The sequence below is a fragment of the Anaerobacillus sp. ABD4_527 genome (assembly GCF_056160805.1).
In genome coordinates, this window is sequence record NZ_JBSWXZ010000001.1 from 922,189 (window position 1) to 939,694 (window position 17,506).

Here is a 17,506-nt window from a genome sequence, read left to right on the forward strand (position 1 = left end):
GTTCGATGGAGATTATTAGCGGCGTTAGCTATCTTTTTGCAATTTTCTTCTAACTACTACGCCTGTCGCTGCCATCGTAGCTAGAACTGCTGCCATTATCCATTCGATCGGCATCTGCTGTTCAGCAGTACCTCCCATGCCTGTTTTTGGCATGTCCGTTGGCATACTCATTGCAAATTTGTCTGGGAACTGATCGGTAAACGCTCCTGAAAGTCCTTTTGCAGGCTTGTACATATGAGCATAAGCTTCTCTTACAGAATCATAAGCAGCATCATAATCTTCGTTTGTATAGCTGTCGAATGCTCCGACTAATTGGTTTACGTGCATTTGGAGACCTTCAGCTAATGCATCTGACTTAAGGCGTCCTTCTGTCGCTGTTTCTAAGAAGCTAGAGAAGTCAGCACGATAGTTATCGAGCGCTTCTAATGCCTTCTTTTTAGCAGCTTCATCTTCTGCTCCTGTCGCTTGTACATATTCTACAAAATTACCGATATGCCCTGACCACATTTCGTTAAACTTCATACCAGCTTCTTCACCGTAAACAGATGCGATTGCAGAAGTTAAATCTTCCGTATTCTTGTTTAGAGCTTGGGCTGAAGCTTCAAAATCATCTGACCCATCGATTCCATTCTGCATTGCCATCATCGCTAAACCAGCATGCTCTGAAAGAAGGTGACCAAGAGTTGCACGAAGGTCTGATGCTGGCGTTACAGCTTTAGTATCATCGAATTTCTCAGGGAATTGGTCAGTGATCGCGCTTGATAATCCTTTTGCTACTCCATGCATGTGAGCGATTGCTTCACGCTCTTGTGCATAAGCCTTCTCGTAATCTCCTGCAACATAGCTATCAAAGGATCCAATCAATTGATTGATATGCATCTGAAGACCCTTTGTTAGAGATTCAGCTTCCAAACGTTCACCTGTTGCAGTTTCAAGGAATTTCGAGAATTCAGCTTTATAACCCGCAAGGCTATCGAGTGCTTCTTGTTTCGCTTCTTCATCTTCACTTCCTGTTGCCTTCACATAATCTACGAAGAATCCGATATGGTCAGTCCAGATCTGGTTGAACTGATTACCAGCTTCTTCACCGTATACGGAAGAAATCGCTCCCGTTAGCGCTTCTGTATTTTCACTAAGAGCTCCGGCTGAGGCTTCAAAATCATCTGCACCTTCTGCTCCTTTTCTCATCGTTTCAACTGCAAGGTATGCGTGCTCACTAAGTAAATGTCCTAGTGTAGCTCTAAGATCTGCTGCCGGCGTTTCAACTGTAGGCTTGTCCGCATGGTTACCGTGATCATCTGCAAATGCGCCGGTCGGCATCAATAGAGAAAAACTTAGTGGGACGATCATGAGTCCTTTCTTCCAGTCGATTACTCTTTTCTTCAAATTATTTTCAGTATTCATGTTACATCCACTCCCCTTAAATTTTTATACATCTAGCTAACGGAATGGATTAGAAGTTGGATCATCTTTTTTATAATTTTTTTAAGAATACTTTTGATAATCCTCTAAAACCCTTGATAATACTGGATTTAGAACGGTTATAGTATTTGGGATAATTAGTCGTAAAACAAAAAGACCCCTATGCTACTCAAGCAAAGGGGCCTTTCAGTTCTTATTATTTGTAGACCATAATGGTTTGCATTTCTTTGAATCCGATATCTTTATAAATATACTTCGCAAAATTTGATGAGTATACATTTAAGCGTATTTCCTCAAAACCTTGATCTTTGAGGTCACGAATACTTGCTTGCACTAATTTTTTTGAGAAGCCTTTTCCTCGAAACTCAGGGAATACAAACACATCATAGATGAATCCGTGTTTGATACCCGTAAAGTAATCCGTGTTTTCTCCAATCAATACCCAACCCGCAATTTGATCGCCATCTCGATATACAAGGTGATAACCTCCGCGTTCAAGGATTGACGTAACGATTTCAATCGCTTTATCTTCTTTTATAATTCCAGGGTTTGTCGTCCCCTCATTTACCGACTGTATCGAATTCGATAAGATGTATTCTTTTTCTTCGGCACTTGCACGTTCAATCAACCATGTCCCCTCCTTGCAGTTCTTTTATGGTATTTCTTTATAATGAAGCTTTGTTCCTGCTAGTTTAGTGAATTGGGTAACTTTACCTCACTGTCTTACCTTTGCATAGATACATGTGTCTCTCAACTGTTCTCCATCTATCGAAACGTCTTCATTTCGTAAAATTCCTTCTAGTGAAAATCCTAGTCGCTCTATGATTCTCTTACTACTATCATTTTTCGTGTCACACCTTACTTCCACTCTTCTCGCACGTAATTCCGTAAACGCAAATTCTGTTATTGCTCGAACAGCTTCAGTCATATATCCATTACCAGAATGTCGAGTGTCAATCCAATACCCTACTTCAAACTTTCTAACGTTCCAATCTATTCTATGTAAGCCGGATGACCCTATAAAATCTCCAGTATCTTTATGATAGATGTGTAACCTTAAATCTTCTCTTTTAAGATAGGCGGCATGAGCTTCTCTTACGTTTTCTTCTACCTCTTCCTTAGATTGGTCGTTTTTCGCAAAGGGCATCCATAGCTTTAATTCAGCTCTTGATGCTTGAATGGATTCATGAACGACAAGACCATCTCCAGGGAGAGGACATCGTATGTACAACCGTTCAGTATAAATCTCGTGAGGAAAATCTATTAAAATCGGATTCATTTAGTAGCCTCCAAAACCAAAATGGTGTAAATGTCAGAATTATACCACTAGACCAAGTGTTTTGTCATTTATAGCCGAGCAACACTTTCACTTTGATCTCTTCTTTAAATTTGCCTTCAGAATGAATACTTAATAACTCACGTTTTACTTCAGCTTCAAAATCATCAACATTACTTCCCAGGTAGCTCTTCAATCCGTATGAAGTGGAATAATGATGACCTAATAACGTTTCGATTGTCCAATAATGCTCATAAGGTTCACATTCTACTTTTTCTATAGAAAATGGAGACTTCTCAATCACTTCTTCATGACTTAATGTAGGATGGGAATACGTACCGCTACCTGCTCGACGCTCCTCGCCATACCACTTCTTAGCAACCTTAGAGAATGCAACCTGCCAATCCTCTAAAACGTTATCTGGTTGATAATCGTCAATAACCGCTATTCCACCAGCTTTCTGGATTGTAGGATAAAGCTTTTCTAAAAAATGCGAACGATTCAACCAGTGAAAAGACTTCCCCATTGTTACTAACTTAAATGATTCAGGATGTTGAAGGTTAATAAATTTTTCTACATCTGCTAACTTCCACTCGATATTCGAAATTTTTAATAGGTTTGCCATTTTACTTGCTTCCTGTAACATCTCTTCATCAACATCAACACCTACGATATGTTTTGACCAATCTGCTAACCTGATCGCAAGCTGACCTGGTCCACAACCTACATCCAACACTCGTTCTTGAGCCGAAAGATGAAAACGGTCCACTACTAACCGAATGACTTCAGACGGATACCGTAGCCTATACGCTGCATAAAATGGTGCCGCACCTTTAAATAGATCTGTGTAAATTTGAAACTCCTCCCAGAACCCCTTTTTGAAAGCTGGTTTCTCTTATATACTTAAACAATACCATACTAGAAAGGAAAGAATGTCATGGATTTATCCGTCTTATTATCGTTCTTATTTGCTGCTGTAGTATTAACCCTCATGCCTGGCCCGGACAACTTGTTCGTGCTTGCTCAGAGTATTTCTCAAGATAAGCGTGCTGGTATCGCTACTTCTCTCGGGTTATGTTCAGGACTTGTTGTACATATTAGTGCTGCCGCAATTGGAATATCTGCAATTCTGTACCAATCATCACTTGCTTTTTCAATCGTAAAATATTTGGGAGCCGCCTACTTACTATACCTTGCATATCAAGCATTTCGCGAAAGGAAGCAATCCACACTCCTTAAAAACCAACGAGACCAATCTTATATGGCTCTTTATCGAAAAGGAATTATAATGAATATACTTAACCCTAAGGTTTCCTTATTCTTTCTAGCTCTTCTTCCCCAGTTTGTTAATCAACACTCAGGATATGCTTCTTTACAAATGGTGATGTTAGGAATCATATTTATTGTCCAAGCTTTCCTTATCTTCACCTCAATCAGCTTATTCGCTAGCAGTATCAAAGGACTTCTTCTAAAGAATTCAGCGGTTGTTGGAAAAATAAATGTAATCAAAGGTGTTCTGCTTGGGATCATCGGTATCCAAATCGCATTTAGTAGCAAGTAACATTCTCTATTTAAAAAGTGCATTTGACTAAATCTATTTATGGTGGAGTAAAGCCACGCGAATCCAATTCGTGTGGCTTTTTGAGTGCGCTGTTTCAATTAAATAGGTATTGGGTAATGGAGATTGTTAGTCACTTATATAGAGAGGAGAGCCTTCATGAGAAGTTTATTCATTATTGGCACCGCTTTCATTCTGTCAGGTTGTTCTTCCATCGCTGTATTAAATCCAAAAGGAACAGCGGGCGAAAAGCAATTGGACCTTCTCTTATTAAGTCTTTTGCTGATGAGTATCGTTCTAGCAGTTGTTTTCACTCTTTTTGTGAGATTTCTAGTAAAGTACCGCGAAAAGCCTGGGCAGGAAGATGATTTCCCAACTCAAAAATCTGGCAATAAAAAGCTCGAGATCAGTTGGATCATCGTCCCTTTTATCATCATCATCATTCTGGCTGTACCTACTTTTGCAACTACTTATCAGCTTGACGAGCCTTATAACGATGACAAAGATTCGTTAACGATTGAAGTGACAGGGGAACAATTTCAATGGTCATTTTACTATCCTGAATATAACATTACCACTACAGACGAATTACGTATCCCTGTAGATCGGCCCATTACGTTCAAGCTCTCATCAAAAGATGTTATCCATTCATTTTGGATTCCACAACTGGGTGGAAAAAGAGATGCTCTTCCTGGGAAGGAAAACACATTACGGCTCACAGCCATCGAAACAGGTACATATAGTGGGAAATGTGCTGAACTCTGTGGAGCAGAGCATGCATTGATGACGTTTGATACGATCGTTTTAGACAAAAATAACTTTTCAACATGGATAGAGAAGGAAGGTGAGAACAACTGATGGATAGGATCTTTCATTATTTTCGTACATTACCATCTGACATCATTTTAGCTGACATATCGTTTGTAATTATCATGATTGCATCTACCATCCTACTAACAAAATACAACAGATGGAAGTGGCTCTGGAGTTGGATCACGTCAACAGATCATAAGAAGATTGGCATTATGTATTTGGTTGTATCTTTCTTATTTTTTCTTAGAGCAGGGTTAGAAGCTTTATTGATCAGAATGCAACTTGCTTTTCCTGAAAATGAATTCTGGGTATTTCAAGGGGAACGGTTCAACCAACTTACAAGTACACATGGTACGGTCATGATCTTTCTTGTTGCTACGCCGCTATTAATCGGCTTAATGAATGTGATCGTACCATTGCAAATCGGTGCAAGAGACGTTGCTTTTCCATTCATGAATTCATTGAGCCTCTGGCTTTTTATTTCAGGGGGAATCTTAATTAACGTCAGTTTTATAGCTGGAGGTTCTCCAAATGCAGGTTGGACTACATACGCTCCTCTATCACTCAACGAATTTACCCCGGGACCTTCGAACAGCTATTATCCGATTGGACTACAAGTCGCAGGACTCGGAACGATTATGGGTGCGATCAACTTTATCGTAACGATTATAAAGATGAGGGCACCTGGTATGAAGTTTATGAGGATGCCGCTATCAACTTGGTCGATGCTCATTACTTCAGTACTCATCGTATATGCATTTTCCGCTCTAGCGGTAGCGTTGCTATTATTAACGTTCGAACGACTATTTGGAACGATCATCTTATCCGGCTCTGAAGGAAATCCACTGATCTGGCAACATTTGTTCTGGATATTCGGTCACCCTGAAGTGTATATCATCGCGCTACCTGCTTTTGGGATATTCTCAGATGTTATCAGTACTTTTTCGAAGAAGAAATTATTCGGGTATACTTCGATGGTGTTTGCAATCATTTTGATCGGATTCTTAGGGTTTATGGTTTGGGTCCACCACATGTTTACAGTTGGACTAAATGCAAATATCAACGTTTTCTTCGCCTTGACTACAATGTTGATCGCGATTCCTACTGGTATTAAAATCTTCAATTGGTTGTTTACAATGCGTGGGGGACGAATAAGATTCGATACCCCTATGCTTTATGCTCTCGGCTTTATCGTGACGTTCGTTATGGGCGGTGTTACTGGGGTCATGCTTGGCTCAGTTCCAGCAGATTATCAATATCATGACAGCTATTTTGTTGTTGCACACTTACACTATGTCATTATAGGCGCGACGATTTTCGGAGTGCTTTCAGGTGTTTATTATTGGTGGCCAAAGATGTTCGGTAAGATGTTGAACGAAAAACTTGGTAAATGGAATTTCTGGACGTTTGTGATCGGATTTCATTTCACTTTCTTTCCGATGCACATTTTAGGATTGATGGGGATGCCGAGGCGAGTCTTTACATATCCAGAAGGAGAAGGACTTGGTTGGCTTAATCTAGTGAGTACATGCGGAGCATTTTTAATGGGAATAGGCGTATTGTTTTTTATGCTAAACATCTATCTCACGACTCGGTACGGAAAATCTGTTCAAGTACACGACCCTTGGATGAAGCGAGGACGAACGTTAGAGTGGACGGTTCCTAGTCCTCCCCCACCGTATAATTTCGCACGAATTCCAGTCGTAACATCAGGTGAGCCGTTATGGAGTGCCTATGAAGCACAGAAACAAAACATCGATTTCGAAGGCGATTATGATGAAATTCATATGCCTTCTTCAAGTTCATTGCCCTTTTTTATGGGAATGGCATTTCTCATCGCTTCATTTGGCTTTGTTTTCGAAATTTGGTCCGTGGCAATTCTTGGTATGGCCGGGGTCTTTACTACTATGACGATTCGGTCTTTTCAGAGTAAGAATGGCTATTTTATACCGAAGAATAAAGTGATTTATAACGACAAGGGAGTGGGTTACTAATGCCATCTCTAGCTGAAAGAAACCTATTTAGCAACCACCATGGGCAAATGAATATTTTAGCTTTCTGGTTCTTGATCGGTGCAGAGATAGTGGTATTTGGTTGCTTATTCGGTATTTATGTATCAGTAAAGGAATTAACCGCCAACGGACCAGGAGCAAAGGAACTCTTCAACCTTTCTGAGATTATCGTAAGTACGATCGTGCTGTTGTCTAGTAGCTTTACATGTGCACTAGGGGTTTATACTTTAAAACTTGGTAAAAAAACGATGACCTTAGTTTGGTTTCTTCTTACGATCAGTTTGGGATTAGGATTCGTTATTCTTGAAGCGATTGAATTCATGGCTTATGTCGAGGAAGGCGCAACGATTAGTAGTAGTCCTTTCCTCGGTGCTTTTTATATGCTTCTTGGTACTCATGGAGCACATGTCCTCTTTGGGATCGTATGGATCTTTATGTTGCTCATTCAACTGATGATGTATGGGATCACTAAAGAAACCGCACCAAAGTTGTTTATAGCTAGCTTATACTGGCACTTTATTGACGTAGTCTGGGTTTTTATCTTTACAGTAGTCTACCTACTCGGAAAGGTGTGAGTTGAATGAAGAAAGAGAACGATCACCTTACGAAGATTACGGTTATGTTCGTTACGATGATTCTTCTAACGCTTATTGCTTTCTACCTGGTAAATAGTGAATGGATCTCTAATGATTTTCTACCATATGTACTGATCTTCTTAGCGATGATTCAAGTGGTCATTCAATTGGTCTTATTTATGGATATTAAAGAAAAGGAGGGAAGGTACCGAATTTCATCTGTTGTGGCAGGTGGGTTCATCGCAGTTCTAACGATTTTCTTTCTAGCTATATTATAAAAAGAACCAGGGGTGAAATCCCCTGGTTCTCCTATTTTTCTCGCATACCGAAACTCTTACTTAGCAACAACAAAGACTCGTTAATCTTCCAAACATAATAGAGATCGTTGATTCGACCTTTGAGTTCTTTATTATCTTTCCCCGCATCCAACTTTTCTACTTTGTCACGAATGGAATCTAAACTATACATGACAGTCTTCGTATTACCATCTATGCCCTTCGATAGCGCTTCGATATTGTAATTGATAATATGAAACGTTTTCTTTAGCTCTTCTTGAAACTCCGGTACAGAAAGTATCTCTCTATTTCGATTTGAAGAAGCAAGTAGGTGCTTTGCGTAGTAATTTATTGCAGTAACAACTGTAATCCACTGCTCAATGTTTGATTTTTGCATAATGGATACTTTATTTCTTAAGGGCTTCGCATCGTTAAGTACATTCTGGTATTTCTCATCTAACTCAAACGCCATGTTAATAAACTGGTGATGGGAGTTCGTTTCCAAATAAGATTGGAGGTAATTCGATACATACGTTCTCAACTTTACAAAGAATTCAGCTGCAGCAACTGCTACTTTTTCTTTTGTTTTTCTAGGATAGATTATTGCTGCAGCAAGAGAACCGATCGCCGCACCGACTAACGTATCAATAACACGGGACATAATAAGTTCACTCGTTATACCGCCCATTATGAAGTCATACATAATCGCAATGAGCGTAGTCATCCAGAACATCATGATCCCATATGAGATAGGCATCAAATAAAAGGCAAGAAACACACAGCAAAACAGTGTAATCAACTCAATAACAGGTTGTCCTGTTAAGGAAAGCGCAATTCCAAAGCCAGCTATTGCCCCAAAAATTGTACCGATCGATCGCTCGGTTGCTTTCTGAAACGTCATACCAACTGTATCTGTACCTAATAATACAATAAAGGTTGATAAAAGCACCCAGTATTGATGTGTGGGTGATAAGAAATAGCCGACTACAATCGCCACACTACCAGCTACGATTGCTTGTAACGCTTTGTTCTTTGCTAGCCTTTTATCTTCTGACGATGTATTGTCAGCTACCTCATCTGCCTGAACTTCCTTAACTGATTCAAGATTTACATCCCTTCGCTTCCCAAGTTGCCTGGAGCTCTCTACTAGGTGATTCGATATCGCTTCAATCCTTCTAATTAACCAAAGCCAGTCCTTATCGACCTCATGATTTTTTTGCATCGTTTTTATCATAGAACTAAGTTCGCTAATAGCCGATTCAGTTTTTTTCAGATTACCAACCACGTCATGTGTACGCAGTACTTCGGCATCACGTATCGATTCTACAACTTTGTACAACAGCACTCTTATGTTCGTATGTTGTAATACGTGGAGATCCTTTAAACGGTCTACGACATAATAAAGAGACTGTATTAGCATTTCTGCATCAAATATATAAAACCTCAATTGCTCAGCATCGATACCAGGCCATATTTCCTCAGGCTCTGTGTTATTAAGAGAGCTTGATATGACTTGAGAATAAGAATTAATCTTTTTAATATCTTTCCTAAGCTGAGAAGGTACAGACTGATTAGTAGTAGGGTTTGCTATCGCCTCTAATACCAAATCAAGGGTCATATTCGTTTGAGTGTGAAATGATCGAACGCTATTAATCAACTCAACTTTCGGCCTGTTTTCTATGAGGTAAAACCGAAATACATATGAATAGCCTCCTCCAATCACAATACCAAGAAGATACCACCCAAGATCTTCTATCTTCAATTGTAGTAGAGTAGAGAAATAAATTGATAAAAAAGCAACGGTGAACATTGCAAAATAACGGAATCCAAATTGCTGTAAATAATATGCTAGAAATATGACGATTAAGAATAAGAAATCTATCGCAAATGGAATTACGCTTAAAAAGGTGCTAACCGTTAACGCGACCGCACTTGAAATAACTAAAATCAGCGTAGAAAATTTCTTCTTTTTCTCTGTATCATCATTCACTAAAAATAATGTCAGTAAGCTAACGACTCCAGCTAATATAGAAGCCGGAAACGAAGCACCTAATGTAAAGGCAAAGATGAGCATAGTGAGTGACGAAGACAAAACGCTAATCGTAATACGTAAAGCCTGGTGTAATCTCGACCTTCCTGGATCCGCAGGGGTTACACGAATAAGTGAATGAAGAAGCGATTTATGCACTGTTTTTTTCATAACGTTATTTTAGCTAAATTAACTTGTATGTTCCACATGTCGATTCGCTCCCCTTCTTAAGAAATTCCCATGTTGTTTATCTAATGAAATAAAAAGCCTTTGAAGACTATTATCTTCAAAGGCTGAATAGCTATTAAACAGTTTTCGGATCTTTCGGTGCTTTTGTCTTCTTCTCTGTACTACGTTGTTTTCTAGGCACTTCCGCACTGAAAGACTTAATCATTCCCCAACATGTAAATAATAGAATGATCGTTAGTGGGAAGGCACTCACGATGATGGCAGTCTGCATGCTTTGTAGACCACCTGTAATCATAAGAACAATAGCAGATGCCGCTAACACAAAGCCCCAGCTGAACTTAACGAAGTTCGGTGGGTTTAAGCTTCCGTTTGTTGTTTGCATACCGAGAACAAACGTTGCAGAGTCAGCTGATGTAATAAAGAAAGTAGAGATTAGCAGCAGAGTCACAACCGTTAGGATACCTCCAAGAGGAACCTGCTCATAGAGATAAAACAATGCTGTTTCAAGTCCCTGTCCTGCAATATCTGTACCTTGGTTAAAGTCGAAGAAAATAGCTGAACCGCCAAACACTCCGAACCAGAATGCACATACAACTGTTGGTACTACGGTAACAGCGATCATAAACTCTCTGATCGTTCTACCCCTAGATACTCGGGCGATAAATGTACCTACGAACGGAGACCAAGCGATCCACCAAGCCCAATAGAAAATTGTCCAACCTTGAACCCATGACTCATTTTCTGGATTCATTGGTGCTAGACGCATACCCATTCCAAAAATGTTTTGTACATATTCACCAAAAGTAGTTACGAATAGATCCAGAATGAATTTCGTTGGACCTAGGAAAATGAACAGTCCAAGTAAAAGAACAGCAAGAATCATGTTAGTGTTACTTAAATATTTGATACCTTTTTTGATTCCTGTTCCAGCGGAAATTGTAAACAGCACTGTGATGACTGCGATGATGATCAGCTGCACCGTGAAGTTGTTAGGTATATCCGTGAGGTAAGCTAAGCCACCATTAATCTGCTGAGCACCAAGACCAAGGGATGCTGCAACACCAAAGATCGTTGCAAATACTGCAATGATATCGATAGTGATCCCAATCGGCCCTTTCACACGATCTCCAAGCAACGGATATAGCGTTGCACTGATAAGACCTGGTGCCCCTTTTCTAAATTTATAGTAAGCAAGAGCAAGAGCAATAGTAGCGTAGATTGCCCACGCATGAAATCCCCAGTGAAGATATGTATATCTTAAAGACTGGTGAGCTGCATCAACAGTTCCACCTTCTCCTCCAAGTGGGGGTGTAGAAAAGTGAGACATTGGTTCTGATACTCCAAAGAATAAAAGTCCAATTCCCATTCCTGCACTAAACAGCATTGCGAACCAAGTTAACCTGTTATACTCTGGCTTATCTGAGTCTTTACCTAGTTTAATGTTACCGAATCTACTAAAAATCAAATAAATGGCAAAAATCAGGAAAAATGTTGCTGCTAATTGATAGAACCATCCAAACTGATTTAAAAAGAAACTTTTCGATGTGGTCATAACCTGGTCAAGATTCCCAGGCATAATCACGCCCCATCCTACGAAGACGATCGCGATTGCGATGCCTATCCAGAATACTTTTGTTACTTTATCCATTCCATCCACTCCTCATTTTATTATGTGCTAACTTATATATCTAGTAAATAGTAACCACATAGTTATTAATCATAATAAATTTTCTGGAATTATTCAAATCGGTTTTCATGTTTAGTACAATATACCCCGTTCTTATCGACTAGAAACCACTGCTCCCCCTCCTAAAATGAACCAAAAATAAAAGCAGGGAACTCATATAGTAGCCCTGCTTTTATCATCACTTTTACAAATCTGAACTCATGACGATTTCACCTTTAGGAGTTTTACTCTTCGCATTCGGTTCTAGGGTGATTGCCACTGTGGTCCAATCATGATCTCCTTCGTAATTAATTTCGTAGGAGACGGCACCTTTTCCGTTTTCACCGGGGACAAATGAACCTGCTCTATAAGGCTTTTCACCTTCTATTAACCAAACTTGATAGACCTGATCTTCCTCTACACCTTCAAGGTCATCTGCTTGAACGACTAGATTGGTTTTGCCATTGTCAGATACTAAAGCTGCCGCTCCTTTAGATGTCGAAGCTCCCGAAGGTTCTAACTGTACTGCTTTTAACAATGACGATACTTCTGTTTCAGAGGTTGCTCCTTCATCTGTGATATACGTATAAGCATTTCCAGCTAGCGATAAAAATAATGCAGCAGCTAGTGCTGGAGCTAACCATTTGGGAGATCGTTTGGTCTCATTCATATGAGTTACATTGGATCTCGTTTCTTCTGTGTCTACTTCCTCCACATCCTCTGACGTACTTTCAAATACATTTTGAAGCACTCGTTCTTTCATTCCTGAAGGAGGCTCTTCTGGTGTTGAAAGATAAGGAAGGTCACTCGTTAAGTCTTCCAGCTCTTGCAACTCCTCTCTACAGTCTGAGCAAGATTCAAGGTGAGCCTCGAACGTTTTCTTTTCTTCATCGGTTAACGTTCCATTGAAATAGTCAATTAGCTGATCACAATTGTTTTTCATCTGAGACCCCTCCTTTCTCTGCCAGATTAGTTTTTAGATGTTTGAGTGCGAGTCGAATCCGGCCTTTTACAGTACCGAGTGGGAGGTCAAATTCTTGGGAAATTTTTTTATGCGTCATTCCTTTAAAATAAAACATCTCTATAATCCTTTTTTGTTCCTCTTTCAATTTAGAAACGGCGGCTCTTAGTACGACGCCTCTTTCTTTCCATTCGACTTGGTCTTCTACAGAAGCTTCATCACTATGAAGAGCATCTCTCTCATCTAGTTCAAAATCTGGCTCTCTCGATTGTTTACGAAGATGATCGATAGCAGTATGACGCGTCATGGTCAATATCCATGAAGAGAACTTACCCTTTTCTTCACTATATTGAGCTCGACCTTTCCAGAGTTTTATGAACACTTCTTGTAGTACTTCTTCTGACAGCCCTCCATCCTTTACGATGCGATAAGAAAATGAATACAGTAACTTTTCATATCGATCATAAAGGATTTCTAAGGCTTCCTTGTCCTTTGCCTGCACCCTCTCGTAAAGGGCAGCATCGCTCAATTCTCTCATACCATTCTCCTTTATTCTCACAAGTGATCTCCACCAGAAGAGGTAGAATGTCTACATTTAGCTAACGTCTACCTCTCCTATTTGGATGTGTTTTTCAATGAAAATATATGGTTTTAACGAAAGAGAGCCCTTAAAAAATAAAAGGACGCACTCTACGAAAAGCGACTGACATTACCAGCCCAATGTGCTTCTAGCTTACTGTGGATTTAGTATATCATATTGATTTCAAGTAATACCGCAATCGACCTTAGCACTCATGCAATTCCTGTAGAACTTTTCACACACCTTTTGTTCATGTATGATTAAGAGTGATTAGAATAGAAGAGGTGACATCAATGACTCAAAAAGTAGCATTAATCACTGGCGGTACGCGAGGAATCGGAAAAGCAATCGCTAGGAAATTCGCATCTGAAGGATACAACCTTGTTCTGAACTTTATGCGTAAAAAACGCGATGCGGAAGAAACTAAAAATGAACTTGAAAATGAATTTGGCATCTCTGTACATATCGTTAAAGCGAACGTTGGTGAAGTGGCACAGATCACAACACTTTTTGAAGAGGCGGAAAATACGTTTGGCAGGCTAGATGTTTTCGTAAACAATGCTGCGTCGGGTGTTCTACGACCTATTATGGAAATCGAAGAAAGTCATTGGGATTGGACGCAGAATATTAACGCAAAAGCGTATTTGTTCGCTGCTCAAGAAGCCGCAAAAATTATGGAAAAGAATGGCGGAGGTGCTATCGTAGCTCTGTCTAGCCTAGGATCTATACGCGCTCTTCCAAATTATGTAGCGGTTGGTGTCTCAAAAGCATCGGTAGAAGCGATCACACGCTATCTTGCGGTCGAACTATCTCCAAAAGGGATCGTTGTTAACGCTGTTTCAGGTGGAGCTGTTGATACAGATGCACTAAAGCATTTTCCAAATCGAGAAGAATTGCTCGAATCTGCTAAGAAACGAAACCCAGCTGGACGACTCGTTGAACCAACAGATATGGCAGATACAACATACTTCTTAACCACACCAGCAGCCAAGATGATCCGTGGTCAAACGATCATCGTCGATGGAGGACTTTCACTTTTAGGAGAATAACGCACACGCAGCATTTATCCTATTTGACACAAAAAAAAGAGACAGCAACCTTGCTGTCTTTAGACTATTGAGAAAGCTTTAAAGCTCCTGCTTATAGTGAGATTTCCGCTTTACGATGCTCGCATTCCTCAGATAATTGTTCGGAAAGTTTCATATGGTATGAATGTTTTCTAGTAGGAGGGAAGACCTCTTGACTCCCGTGGTCCAACGTGCGTTCGAGACTCGAAGTGGACGGGTTATGTCCACTTTGAGGCTCGGGCGTTCGTCCACAGGAAAGCAAGAGGTCTTCAAGCTCCTACGACGTAGGGACCAGAACATTCTAGTATTCACAACAAGTTAAAGACAGCAACCTTGCTGTCTTTTTTCTTACATAAAATCAAAAAAGTATCTGATCACATGGAGGTAGACAGGTGAGGTATAAGCCAAACTATCTACACGACTAAGATAGCTCTTATTATGATCATACTGTACTCCCCCATCTCCAAGAAGCAAATCACGCTTCAACACCGATATAGTCAAACTCCCTAATCCCCCGGCAACACTGATTAAGATGCCTGAAAGAATGCCAAACGTTGAGTCGAATGGCGTTAAGTGAGAATACGTAAAGTAGGCCGTTCCCACTGTTATTAGTAGCGCTCCTAGCACACCTTCAACAGTGATATATGGGTTTGATGAGGGTACGATCTTCCTTTTACCAATGTATGCCGAAATTAAAAATTGGGCGACATCGTTCACCTGAGTGAGAAGAACAAGAAAGAGGACTAAATTCGCTCCATAGGTCGGACTTGCTACCTGGAAATAAGCAAGATGACTCAAACCGAACACCATCAGCATTAAACCCCACTGTGTTGAGCTAACGGATCTTAAAAAGCCTAAAGTCCCTTTTCCTATTATTCTAGGTAAAGGGAGAAGCAGAAAGACATAAACAGGTATAAAAACAATAAACATACCGTACCACTCAATAAATATCCAATAGAATTGTACGGGAATCACAACATATGCCCATAAGAAGATTCTTCGATCTGCTCTTCTCGTCTTCATCATGGAAAAGTACTCCTTTAAGGCAAAGAAGCATAAAAACATCAATGAGAGTAAAGATACGATTGGATTGAATAAGGTTGCGAAGCAAAAAACCCCAAACATACCCCACCACGTTTTAATCCGCACTGACAACACAGAATAATCCTTGTATGGATACTTTCTTTTAATAACTAGGAATAGCGAGTGTGTTATGGTAAGAATTACTAGTATAATAGATAAGGTCCAAATTGTGTTTTGCAGGGAAAACCACCCTTTCTGGAACACGCAAATTATATGTTGATCGGGGGACAGTATGAATCATACAGTCTATATCCTTTTATCAGATACCGGAACGTTATTTACTAAATCGATAAAAAGATACACGAAAGCTCCTTATAATCACGCTTCTTTAGCGTTTGATATCGAACTGAGGGATATGTATAGCTTTGGTCGCAAAAATCCTAACAACCCTCTACATGGAGGCTTTGTAAAAGAGGATGTATTGACAGGTACTTACAGCAAATATCCCCAGACGACGTGCGTCATCTACGGTCTACAAGTAACGGAAAGAGAAGTTACTAAAATGAAGCGCGTGCTTGAGATTTTCATTAGAAATAAACAAAAGTTCCTCTATAATATTCTGGGTGTACTTGGCGTATCGATTAACGAACCAGTCGAGTTCAGTAACTCCTATTTCTGTTCTCAATTTGTTGCTGAAGTGTTAGAACGCTCTGGCATAAACCTTTGGGATAAACTCCCCGCCTTAATCACTCCAGAAGATTTCAGAACGTGTGACAAATTGAACCTGGTATATGAAGGCAAGCTCACTGAATACCCACCGATTAAAGAGCGTAACACTCGACCCTAATCTTAACGTGCATTTCTTATGTATAGAAAACCCGAACGCGAATAGAAAATTCGGTTCGGGTTCGTCACTTTATGAAGTGAACGTTTCTTGTAAAGCTGGAACGATTTGTTTCTTTCTAGAAACGACACCTTCAAGAACTGCTAGTCTGTTGATCAGTTCTACATCAAATGCTTTCTCAACGTTTTCAGCGTCCTTACCTAGTGCTAAGACGGTTGAGTTGTTGTTTAAGATATCCGTTACAACAAGTACAAATAGATCAAGATTTTTCTCTTCTATTGTTTTATTGATTTCTTCTTCAACAGTATCCTGACGAGATAGTACATCAAGCGGATCTACAACGTTGACCTGGGCAACCTCAACTTTAGATGATCCCATACCAAATTCCTTGGCATCAAGGCTGATTAGCTCAGACGGCGTCTTGCTACTCATATCTGCTCCTGCTTTTAGCATTTCAAGTCCGTATGATTCTGCATCCACACCCGCGATCTCAGCTAGTTCTTGTGCGGCTGCAATATCTTCTTCTGTACACGTTGGAGATTTAAAAAGTAACGAATCAGAAATAATAGCGGACAACATCAAGCCAGCTATCGGCTTATCGATTTGTACGTTATTTTCTTTATAAAGCTTCTTTAGAATAGTAGCTGTACAGCCTACAGGCTCAGCTCTGTAGTAAACAGGATCGGCTGTTTCAAAGTTTGCGATTCGATGATGGTCGATAACTTCAAGAACGCGTACCTTTTCAATATCTTCTACACTTTGCTGGCGTTCGTTATGGTCAACGAGGATAACACTATTCGTTTCGTTCGCAACTGTTTGGACCATTCGCGGTGCTTCAACATTGAATTTATCTAATGCATATTGTGTTTCAGCATTAACGGCACCAAGGCGAACTGGTTCAACATCCTTGCCAAGCTTTCTTTTCAAATCTGCATAAACGAGCGCAGATGTAATCGTGTCTGTATCTGGGTTTTTATGTCCAAAGATCAATACTTTTTCCATTGTTCGACTCCTTTAATAAGAGAATTTATGTACACATTACATATTGTAAAGATGTAGACTCCTAAACTCAACATCAATTTCATAATTAGAATACCTTGATTAGACTACCATTAAACATCCTCCAATAAAAGTAAACATCCTATCTATCTTATTATCTATCCGTCTTTGAATATAAGAAAGACTGTCGAAAGATCGACAGTCTATCCAGTAAGCC

The 17,506-nt window shown here is 39.9% G+C and carries 17 protein-coding genes; 7 read left to right on the top strand and 10 right to left on the bottom strand.

Features of this window, described 5'->3' with window-relative positions; all coding sequences use genetic code 11:
- Positions 1-24 precede the first annotated feature (24 nt).
- From ACXAHI_RS04890 to ACXAHI_RS04905, 4 genes are all read right to left on the bottom strand, one after another.
- Positions 25-1,371: a copper amine oxidase gene (locus ACXAHI_RS04890; RefSeq protein WP_474848071.1), complete on the bottom strand. Its 1,347-nt coding sequence runs from the start codon at positions 1,369-1,371 to the stop codon at positions 25-27.
- Positions 1,372-1,618: 247 nt separating this feature from the next.
- On the bottom strand, positions 1,619-2,050 hold the full coding sequence (locus ACXAHI_RS04895; protein WP_474846364.1) for a GNAT family N-acetyltransferase: 432 nt from the start codon (positions 2,048-2,050) through the stop codon (positions 1,619-1,621).
- A gap of 87 nt (positions 2,051-2,137) precedes the next feature.
- On the bottom strand, positions 2,138-2,701 hold the full coding sequence (locus tag ACXAHI_RS04900; RefSeq protein WP_474846366.1) for a GNAT family N-acetyltransferase: 564 nt from the start codon (positions 2,699-2,701) through the stop codon (positions 2,138-2,140).
- Between the two features lie 64 nt (positions 2,702-2,765).
- On the bottom strand, positions 2,766-3,551 hold the full coding sequence (locus ACXAHI_RS04905) for a class I SAM-dependent methyltransferase (RefSeq protein WP_474848073.1): 786 nt from the start codon (positions 3,549-3,551) through the stop codon (positions 2,766-2,768).
- A gap of 84 nt (positions 3,552-3,635) precedes the next feature.
- Between ACXAHI_RS04905 and ACXAHI_RS04910 the strand changes: the two genes are divergently transcribed.
- From ACXAHI_RS04910 to ACXAHI_RS04930, 5 genes are all read left to right on the top strand, one after another.
- Positions 3,636-4,259, top strand: a complete 624-nt coding sequence (locus ACXAHI_RS04910; RefSeq protein ID WP_474846368.1) for a LysE family translocator — start codon at positions 3,636-3,638, stop codon at positions 4,257-4,259.
- Between the two features lie 156 nt (positions 4,260-4,415).
- Entirely contained in the window at positions 4,416-5,114 is a 699-nt protein-coding gene (coxB, locus tag ACXAHI_RS04915) for a cytochrome c oxidase subunit II (RefSeq protein WP_474846370.1), read from the top strand.
- A complete protein-coding gene (gene ctaD, locus ACXAHI_RS04920) occupies positions 5,114-7,063 on the top strand; it encodes a cytochrome c oxidase subunit I (RefSeq protein WP_474846372.1) in 1,950 nt (649 codons plus the stop codon). The genes coxB and ctaD overlap by 1 nt, the downstream gene beginning before the upstream one ends.
- Positions 7,063-7,656: a cytochrome c oxidase subunit 3 gene (locus ACXAHI_RS04925; protein ID WP_474846374.1), complete on the top strand. Its 594-nt coding sequence runs from the start codon at positions 7,063-7,065 to the stop codon at positions 7,654-7,656. The genes ctaD and ACXAHI_RS04925 overlap by 1 nt, the downstream gene beginning before the upstream one ends.
- A 5-nt stretch (positions 7,657-7,661) precedes the next feature.
- A complete protein-coding gene (locus ACXAHI_RS04930) occupies positions 7,662-7,934 on the top strand; it encodes a cytochrome C oxidase subunit IV family protein (RefSeq protein WP_474846376.1) in 273 nt (90 codons plus the stop codon).
- Positions 7,935-7,965: 31 nt separating this feature from the next.
- Here the strand turns inward: ACXAHI_RS04930 and ACXAHI_RS04935 are convergent, their stop codons facing one another.
- The 4 genes from ACXAHI_RS04935 to ACXAHI_RS04950 all read right to left on the bottom strand — a co-directional run bounded on the left by ACXAHI_RS04935 (position 7,966) and on the right by ACXAHI_RS04950 (position 13,314).
- On the bottom strand, positions 7,966-10,131 hold the full coding sequence (locus ACXAHI_RS04935; RefSeq protein ID WP_474846378.1) for an FUSC family protein: 2,166 nt from the start codon (positions 10,129-10,131) through the stop codon (positions 7,966-7,968).
- Between the two features lie 133 nt (positions 10,132-10,264).
- The gene (locus ACXAHI_RS04940; RefSeq protein WP_474846380.1) at positions 10,265-11,797 is read right to left on the bottom strand and encodes a glycine betaine uptake BCCT transporter; all 1,533 of its coding nucleotides are present in this window, start codon (positions 11,795-11,797) and stop codon (positions 10,265-10,267) included.
- Positions 11,798-12,020: 223 nt separating this feature from the next.
- Positions 12,021-12,758, bottom strand: a complete 738-nt coding sequence (locus tag ACXAHI_RS04945; RefSeq protein WP_474846382.1) for an anti-sigma factor — start codon at positions 12,756-12,758, stop codon at positions 12,021-12,023.
- The gene (locus ACXAHI_RS04950; RefSeq protein ID WP_270179163.1) at positions 12,742-13,314 is read right to left on the bottom strand and encodes an RNA polymerase sigma factor; all 573 of its coding nucleotides are present in this window, start codon (positions 13,312-13,314) and stop codon (positions 12,742-12,744) included. The genes ACXAHI_RS04945 and ACXAHI_RS04950 overlap by 17 nt, the downstream gene beginning before the upstream one ends.
- Before the next feature lie 335 nt (positions 13,315-13,649).
- Between ACXAHI_RS04950 and fabL the strand changes: the two genes are divergently transcribed.
- The gene (gene fabL, locus ACXAHI_RS04955) at positions 13,650-14,405 is read left to right on the top strand and encodes an enoyl-[acyl-carrier-protein] reductase FabL (RefSeq protein ID WP_474846384.1); all 756 of its coding nucleotides are present in this window, start codon (positions 13,650-13,652) and stop codon (positions 14,403-14,405) included.
- 366 nt (positions 14,406-14,771) lie between these two features.
- Here fabL and ACXAHI_RS04960 read toward each other — a convergent pair whose 3' ends face one another.
- Entirely contained in the window at positions 14,772-15,686 is a 915-nt protein-coding gene (locus tag ACXAHI_RS04960) for a phosphatidate cytidylyltransferase (protein WP_474848075.1), read from the bottom strand.
- Between the two features lie 52 nt (positions 15,687-15,738).
- Here ACXAHI_RS04960 and ACXAHI_RS04965 point away from each other — a divergent pair, with 52 nt between their 5' ends.
- Positions 15,739-16,293: a hypothetical protein gene (locus tag ACXAHI_RS04965; RefSeq protein ID WP_474846386.1), complete on the top strand. Its 555-nt coding sequence runs from the start codon at positions 15,739-15,741 to the stop codon at positions 16,291-16,293.
- Positions 16,294-16,362: 69 nt separating this feature from the next.
- Here ACXAHI_RS04965 and ACXAHI_RS04970 read toward each other — a convergent pair whose 3' ends face one another.
- On the bottom strand, positions 16,363-17,292 hold the full coding sequence (locus ACXAHI_RS04970; protein ID WP_474846388.1) for a manganese-dependent inorganic pyrophosphatase: 930 nt from the start codon (positions 17,290-17,292) through the stop codon (positions 16,363-16,365).
- Between the last annotated feature and the right edge of the window lie 214 nt (positions 17,293-17,506).

What these genes read in the sequence shown, in the direction of transcription:
- ACXAHI_RS04900 (WP_474846366.1), bottom strand. Translation starts at nt 2,701, where the DNA reads ATGAATCCGATTTTAATAGATTTTCCTCACGAGATTTATACTGAACGG.
- ACXAHI_RS04910 (WP_474846368.1), top strand. Translation starts at nt 3,636, where the DNA reads ATGGATTTATCCGTCTTATTATCGTTCTTATTTGCTGCTGTAGTATTA.
- coxB (WP_474846370.1), top strand. Translation starts at nt 4,416, where the DNA reads ATGAGAAGTTTATTCATTATTGGCACCGCTTTCATTCTGTCAGGTTGT.
- ctaD (WP_474846372.1), top strand. Translation starts at nt 5,114, where the DNA reads ATGGATAGGATCTTTCATTATTTTCGTACATTACCATCTGACATCATT.
- ACXAHI_RS04925 (WP_474846374.1), top strand. Translation starts at nt 7,063, where the DNA reads ATGCCATCTCTAGCTGAAAGAAACCTATTTAGCAACCACCATGGGCAA.
- ACXAHI_RS04930 (WP_474846376.1), top strand. Translation starts at nt 7,662, where the DNA reads ATGAAGAAAGAGAACGATCACCTTACGAAGATTACGGTTATGTTCGTT.
- ACXAHI_RS04935 (WP_474846378.1), bottom strand. Translation starts at nt 10,131, where the DNA reads ATGAAAAAAACAGTGCATAAATCGCTTCTTCATTCACTTATTCGTGTA.
- ACXAHI_RS04940 (WP_474846380.1), bottom strand. Translation starts at nt 11,797, where the DNA reads ATGGATAAAGTAACAAAAGTATTCTGGATAGGCATCGCAATCGCGATC.
- ACXAHI_RS04945 (WP_474846382.1), bottom strand. Translation starts at nt 12,758, where the DNA reads ATGAAAAACAATTGTGATCAGCTAATTGACTATTTCAATGGAACGTTA.
- ACXAHI_RS04950 (WP_270179163.1), bottom strand. Translation starts at nt 13,314, where the DNA reads ATGAGAGAATTGAGCGATGCTGCCCTTTACGAGAGGGTGCAGGCAAAG.
- fabL (WP_474846384.1), top strand. Translation starts at nt 13,650, where the DNA reads ATGACTCAAAAAGTAGCATTAATCACTGGCGGTACGCGAGGAATCGGA.
- ACXAHI_RS04965 (WP_474846386.1), top strand. Translation starts at nt 15,739, where the DNA reads ATGAATCATACAGTCTATATCCTTTTATCAGATACCGGAACGTTATTT.
- ACXAHI_RS04970 (WP_474846388.1), bottom strand. Translation starts at nt 17,292, where the DNA reads ATGGAAAAAGTATTGATCTTTGGACATAAAAACCCAGATACAGACACG.